This window comes from Roseovarius tolerans, from assembly GCF_900109855.1.
Lineage (GTDB): Bacteria > Pseudomonadota > Alphaproteobacteria > Rhodobacterales > Rhodobacteraceae > Roseovarius > Roseovarius tolerans.
In genome coordinates, this window is record NZ_FOBO01000039.1 from 1 (window position 1) to 5,691 (window position 5,691).

The window sequence follows — 5,691 nt, forward strand, 5'->3', positions numbered from 1 at the left end:
AACCGCTACCTTGCCAATCCCGGTCATAACCTCGCGCTCCGGCAGAAACCCGTGGCGCACCAAACGCTGGCGGCCCTCGTCGTCCAAAAGGTGCGCGTGACCGCCCATGAATTCGGACACCTCCGCGCGCACCGCAGTAGCCAGAAGTTCCTGCGCACCTGCTCGCAGAAGATCCGTCAGCGGATCAGGTGAAAAATCGCTTGGTTTTGCGAAGTCGATAACTGTATTCTTGGTCATGTGGCATATCCTTTTCTCAATGAGAATTGCGGCGCTTCAACAACGCCATGATATGCCGCCCATTCGGGCCGTCACCAACTTTCGGTTATAACTCCGAGAAAATGGAACTTCGCGCAGTACATCAGCCATGACCGTTTTCCGCTCCTGACATACAGATGCCTTGGCAAAATCAAGGTGCTCATACAGCGCTGCAAGGGATTCCAATCCGCCACAATAGCGGTGAGACTTCCGTCAAAATTAGGTGGAGAAAATAGGAACCTATGATAAATGGCTTTCGCTTTACCCTGATTTCCGCAGTATTCGCCATTTTGGGTGCGGCGGCAATCGCGGATGATTTTCAAGATGGATTAACGGCATTCAACGCGGGCGACTTTGCAACCGCAATAGAAAAATGGCGGCGGTTGGCTGAACAGGGTGACGCAGTGGCGCAATTCAATCTCGGCACGATGTACGAGAGCGGAAATGGCGTCACCCGAGATGCCGCCGAGGCGCTGAAATGGTACCGGCTCGCTGCAGTCCAAGGTTACATTGGGGCGCAGAACAATCTGTCCGCGATGTACGCCCTTGGGCGAGGCGTCCCGCAGGACATCGTCACTGCACATATGTGGTACAATATCGCCGCTGCAGGTGGATCAGCAAAGGGAGAAGAATTGCGCGATCTTCTTGCGACACGAATGACCTCAGCTAATATCTTAAACGCCCAAATACGGGCACAGGTGTGCACAGCGTCAAACTACACTGATTGCGACTGAGGGCGGCATTCCAGCTCGTTACGCGGCCGTATCTTTTCTGTCCAGCCGGTTTCTCCGTCCGGTCTCCGGGGTACACCCAGCCAGTAGGGAAGATGTCATTGAAACGCTGCATTTAGCTTCAACCCGGATAGGAATGCGCCCTCACGTGATCGCGGCAATGTTATTTTGCTCGCCCGCAGTATGGTCCTGCAGTTGCGCGGCTCAGCAGTCACACCGGAGGCTCACTCTCGACCGCACACAACACTAACCGGATATGGCCGCGACGCCCGCTTTTTCGGCAATTCTGGCTTATCTAGCGGCAAAAAAGCATCGGTCGGCACGAACCGATGAGCATGACCCTGAGCGGTCTCCAGGATGCGAAAATCTTGTACCCGGACGCCTGACGTCAGTGTTGTCGGTGAAATGAGCCGCGGAGGCGACCGGTCATGAACTGGACAATCAGCTCTGAATATGTGGTCGCGAACTGGCGTCAAAGTTCTTTCGCAAGCAATGCAATCAATCAATCGCGCAACGTTACTTGATAACAATAAGGTTCTGCTGCTCCAACCGCGCTTCACTGGCCCATCTGTAGGCACAAATTTCACCGGGATAATCAAGGCAGACGGCATTTGGTGCATCTATCGACGGAAAACCATGTCTTTTGTAATGGCCAAAAAAAACTGGCTTTGCCTCGGCGTCGTAGGCGCGAAACGCTACTCCACCCTCGATTGGCGTCGCAGGAAGTTTTTCTGGTGCAGGCACGGATAATGCCGCCTCGCGCCACGTCATCGCACCTGATTGCCACCACTTCAGGCGAAGCGCTGTGCGCCGGTGCCCCTTAATATCATGAAAGTGGTGTGGCTCAGGCAGTTCCGCCTCCGGTCCCTTGAGCGTAGTTAGGACAGCTTCAGCGAAGCCGCTGGCGTCTTTTTCAAGGGCGATCTCCTGTAGGTCGTCAGGTGCCAAAAGGCCGTCTGGGCGTCGATCAAGGATCGTGGCCACTCGCGTATCATCCCAACATGCATGCACCAGACGTATGCCGCCAAGATCAAGAAATAGAGGCAAAGTCAGGAACCATTCGAGCATCTCCGCCGTGTCCGGGTGTCCGATGGGGAATTCATCAAGAAACGTTTTGTGCTGGCCCGTGTTCTTGACAGAATGCGCCCGCATATAACCATCATCAGTCCCATCCACATTTATACCGCGCCGATGGTAGAGCAGCGCATTCAGTTCGTGGTTGCCCATGATAGCAACAGCATGTCCTTGATTACGCATCGCCCGAACGAGGTTCAGAACAGATCTGTTCGCGCATCCCATATCAATAAAATCGCCCAAAAAGGCCGCGATGCGTCCCTCCGGATGTGCCCAAGTTTTGTGGCCTGCCACATAGCCAAGGGTCGAAAGCGTGTTCGTAAGGCGATCTATGTCCGCGTGAATGTCTGGGATGATGTCGTACTGTATCGTCAATCGAAGCGCCCCTTACCGGCGCTGAGACGCCCCTGTTAGCTTGTTTAAAAGGATTTTTAGAGCAGATCAGCTTGCGTGGCAAGCATGCCACCTAGACTAAAGGCGAGGACCCAACCGCCGCGTAATACTCACGAAGCTGCAACAGAATGCCTTGCCACTCACTGTATCGAGTTGAGGATAATATTTTGCGGTGCTTCCCTCGATAATTAGCTCCACTCTTCGTGTGAAAGCGGTGCCGCATTGAGTTCATCTCTGATCAGCCGCCATTGGGGGAGCTTTTGATCAAGCAATGCTACAAACCGATCCGAATGGTTCCGCTCAAAGAAATGAACCAGCTCATGCACAATGACGTACTCTAGACACAGCGGTGGTTTTTTCACCAGTTCAAGGTTCAGCCAGACACGCTTAGCCTCGATGTTGCAGGTGCCCCACTTGGTCTTCATTCGTTTTATTCCCCACCAAGGAAGATCGATGTCAAACGCTTTGGCCCAAGTTGCCATTAAGGGAGTGGCGCGATTGCGCAATTCACCGCGATACCAGTCTTGGAAAACACGCTCTCTTGTTGCCTGATCACTTCCTGACCGGACATAGAGGTCAAGCGTCTGGCCGCTACGGATATGAACACGACCTGCGGGCGCGCCACTTACAACGTTCAAACGGTAGCGCTGGCCGAAGAAAAAATGGCTCTCACCAGACACATAGGATCGCTCCGTTTGCCGCGGCTGGGTCCCAAACTTAGATTGCTGCCGTTTGATCCAACCCATCCGGGTAACAACGGCCAAGCGCACGGCCTCATCGCTAACGCCAACAGGGGCAGCAACCCGCACACGGCCATTTGGCGGGTAAACGCCAAGATGGAGGTTCTTAATCGGCTTTCTGACAACCTCGACATCAATTCCGCCAACCGTGATCTTATGCCCTTCAATATTCATGCTGATTTCTGGCCAGGTCAAAAATCACATCCAACAAGGTAGGATCAGCGATGTGTTTCTTGATTGCGTTACGTACTTCCTTTTTCTTAACCTGATTGTCGCGCCAGGCGTCTTTCTTGGTCGCGCGTATGGCCGCGTCGACGGCCACAGCCAAGTTTTCATCTTCGCTGAGGTTATCATACAAGGCCCGCTTTGCAGGAGAGTTGACCGACGCGGGGTACGAGGTCGTGGTCTCGGGCCTCTTCGCCTGCTTTGCCAACTCAACGATTTTTGCAAGATACGCTTCATAATCAATTGCTTCAGTCCTCCTCTGCATGATCAGCGCGTCCAAGAGGTCCGACATCTTCTCATAGTACTTTGGATTGATCGGCGTTTCGTCGATGATTAGCTTGCGGACGTTATTTTCGATTGTTTCGGCAACAGCTTCTTTGTTCTTGCGAATTCCACTGGGCAGTGCATCCACAGCCTCAACACCTCGCTCGACGATCAGCTGGATCAGTGACATGTCGTCAAAGTTCGAAATGATCTCGCTTTCCTCGGCACGGATATAGGTGTCGATCAAGTGCCGCATCGCAGGTTCGTACATCTTGAGATCAATGTAGTCGCCACTGGCCAACTTCACCTCGTTTCGGACTTTTTCAAAGTGATCAACGTCCACCTTAATGGCCGCCGTTTCGCTATCTGAATAGCCTGCTTCACCCATCTCATTTGCTGTCTCTGCATAGGCTCGTAAAAGCGACGCTACCAACCGATAAAGAGCCAGGCGCTTCGGCTCGTTCTCTTTCAATGCACCTTTGTCTGAAGTATCTTTGGCACAGAAAAATTGCAAATAAGCGTGAGTGTCTCGAGGCGTCTCAACGGGTTCACAAAGTGCACGAACGGCTTCCAGTGCGTCGTCCAAGCGGTCCCGCGCCATCTTCAGGCGATCGGTCAACAGTCCTGCGACATCCTCCTTGTCATAACCGTCGAAAGCCTCGGTTGTATAATCTTCGATCGAAGTCTCAAGGCTTTTGAACAAGTCCTTATAGTCGATGATGTACCCGTATTCTTTGTCGTCGCCGTCCAACCGGTTGACGCGGCAAATCGCTTGGAACAGTCCGTGGTCCTGCATCTTCTTGTCGATGTAGAGGTATGTGGCCGATGGTGCATCGAACCCAGTCAGAAGTTTGTCCACTACGATCAGCAACTTCATTTGCCCCGGCTCGTCGATGAACTTCTTCTTGGCTTGTTTTTCGAATGCCTCTGCATCCTGACCGCCCAGCATCTTGGTGTAGATTTCGTATTGCCGCAGTCGCTCGGTAAGCCCCTCGCCGCTTTCTTCGCCCTTGATATCGCTCGCGGTGGGCTTGTACGACGTGACGATCGCGCATTTTCCTGCCAGATCGGTTTTGTCGAACAACTCATAGAACTTGCACGCCTGATAAATGCTCGACGACACTAGCATAGCGTTGCCGTGCCCGCTCTTCAGGCGGTCCCTCAACTCCATATCTAACAAGATGTCCGCAACGATCTTCTCAAGACGTGACTGGCTCGACATGACCTTCTGCATCGTGCCCCAGCGGGCCTTAAGCTGCGCCTTGGCCAGATCGTTCAGGCCCTGTGTCTTGATTTCGAACCACTTGTTGATCTTGTCCTGCGACGTGATGTTCTGATCGATATCCCGCGCCTCATAGCGCAGATCCAACACGACACCGTCAGCCACCGCCTCGTTGAATTTGTAGGTATGAATATAGGGGCCAAACACTTCGAGGCTTGTCCGCTTGTCCTCTTTCAGCAGCGGCGTGCCGGTGAAGCCGATGAACATAGCATTCGGCAGGATCGCCTTCATCGCCTTGTGCAGGTCGCCACTTTGCGAGCGATGACATTCATCAACAAAGACGTATAGATCACCTTTGGCATGAAAATCCTTTGGTAACGCTTGGCTCATTTCTTCAATGAAGCCGCTGACATCGCCGTCAGCCTCTTCCTTGCCGCCGAACTTGTGGATCAGGGAACACAGCAACCAAGGGGCCTCAGCATTCTGTCTGACGTCAGCGCCTATGGGACAGATTTGAGGTTTTCGTAACGGAGGATTTCTGGTTCATCGCAGCCACCAAGGAGCGAAGATGAACAAGAAATCCGGAACATCGAAGGACGCGGCTGACAAGCTGGTCAAAGGGATCAAGCGCAAGACGCGCAAGCATTACTCGGCGGAAGAGAAGATCAGGATCGTGCTGGCGGGCCTGCGCGGCGAGGAGAGCATTGCCGCGCTGTGCCGACGCGAGGGTATCAGCGAGAGCCTGTATTACACTTGGTCGAAGGAATTCCTCGAGGCGGGCAAGCAA

The 5,691-nt window shown here is 53.3% G+C and carries 5 protein-coding genes and 1 pseudogene; 2 read left to right on the top strand and 4 right to left on the bottom strand.

Annotated elements, in window-relative coordinates; all coding sequences use genetic code 11:
- A pseudogene (locus BMX04_RS18755) lies at positions 1-237 on the bottom strand (IS256 family transposase); the annotation flags it as partial.
- Positions 238-497: 260 nt separating this feature from the next.
- Between BMX04_RS18755 and BMX04_RS18760 the strand changes: the two are divergent.
- A complete protein-coding gene (locus BMX04_RS18760; RefSeq protein WP_074788366.1) occupies positions 498-989 on the top strand; it encodes a tetratricopeptide repeat protein in 492 nt (163 codons plus the stop codon).
- A 513-nt stretch (positions 990-1,502) separates the two neighbouring features.
- Here BMX04_RS18760 and BMX04_RS18765 read toward each other — a convergent pair.
- From BMX04_RS18765 to BMX04_RS18775, 3 genes are all read right to left on the bottom strand, one after another.
- Positions 1,503-2,435: a metallophosphoesterase gene (locus BMX04_RS18765; protein ID WP_083398246.1), complete on the bottom strand. Its 933-nt coding sequence runs from the start codon at positions 2,433-2,435 to the stop codon at positions 1,503-1,505.
- 206 nt (positions 2,436-2,641) lie between these two features.
- Entirely contained in the window at positions 2,642-3,367 is a 726-nt protein-coding gene (locus tag BMX04_RS18770; protein ID WP_074788368.1) for a M48 family metallopeptidase, read from the bottom strand.
- A complete protein-coding gene (locus BMX04_RS18775) occupies positions 3,357-5,369 on the bottom strand; it encodes a type I restriction endonuclease subunit R (protein ID WP_244888600.1) in 2,013 nt (670 codons plus the stop codon). Before BMX04_RS18775 ends, BMX04_RS18770 begins: the two co-directional genes overlap by 11 nt.
- A 103-nt stretch (positions 5,370-5,472) precedes the next feature.
- Between BMX04_RS18775 and BMX04_RS18780 the strand changes: the two genes are divergently transcribed.
- Positions 5,473-5,691 (top strand): transposase (locus BMX04_RS18780; protein ID WP_074788370.1); only part of this gene is annotated, 219 nt, incomplete at its 3' end.

Excerpts from the sequence above, each read along its gene's own strand:
- BMX04_RS18760 (WP_074788366.1), top strand. The coding sequence starts at position 498 with ATGATAAATGGCTTTCGCTTTACCCTGATTTCCGCAGTATTCGCCATT.
- BMX04_RS18770 (WP_074788368.1), bottom strand. The coding sequence starts at position 3,367 with ATGAATATTGAAGGGCATAAGATCACGGTTGGCGGAATTGATGTCGAG.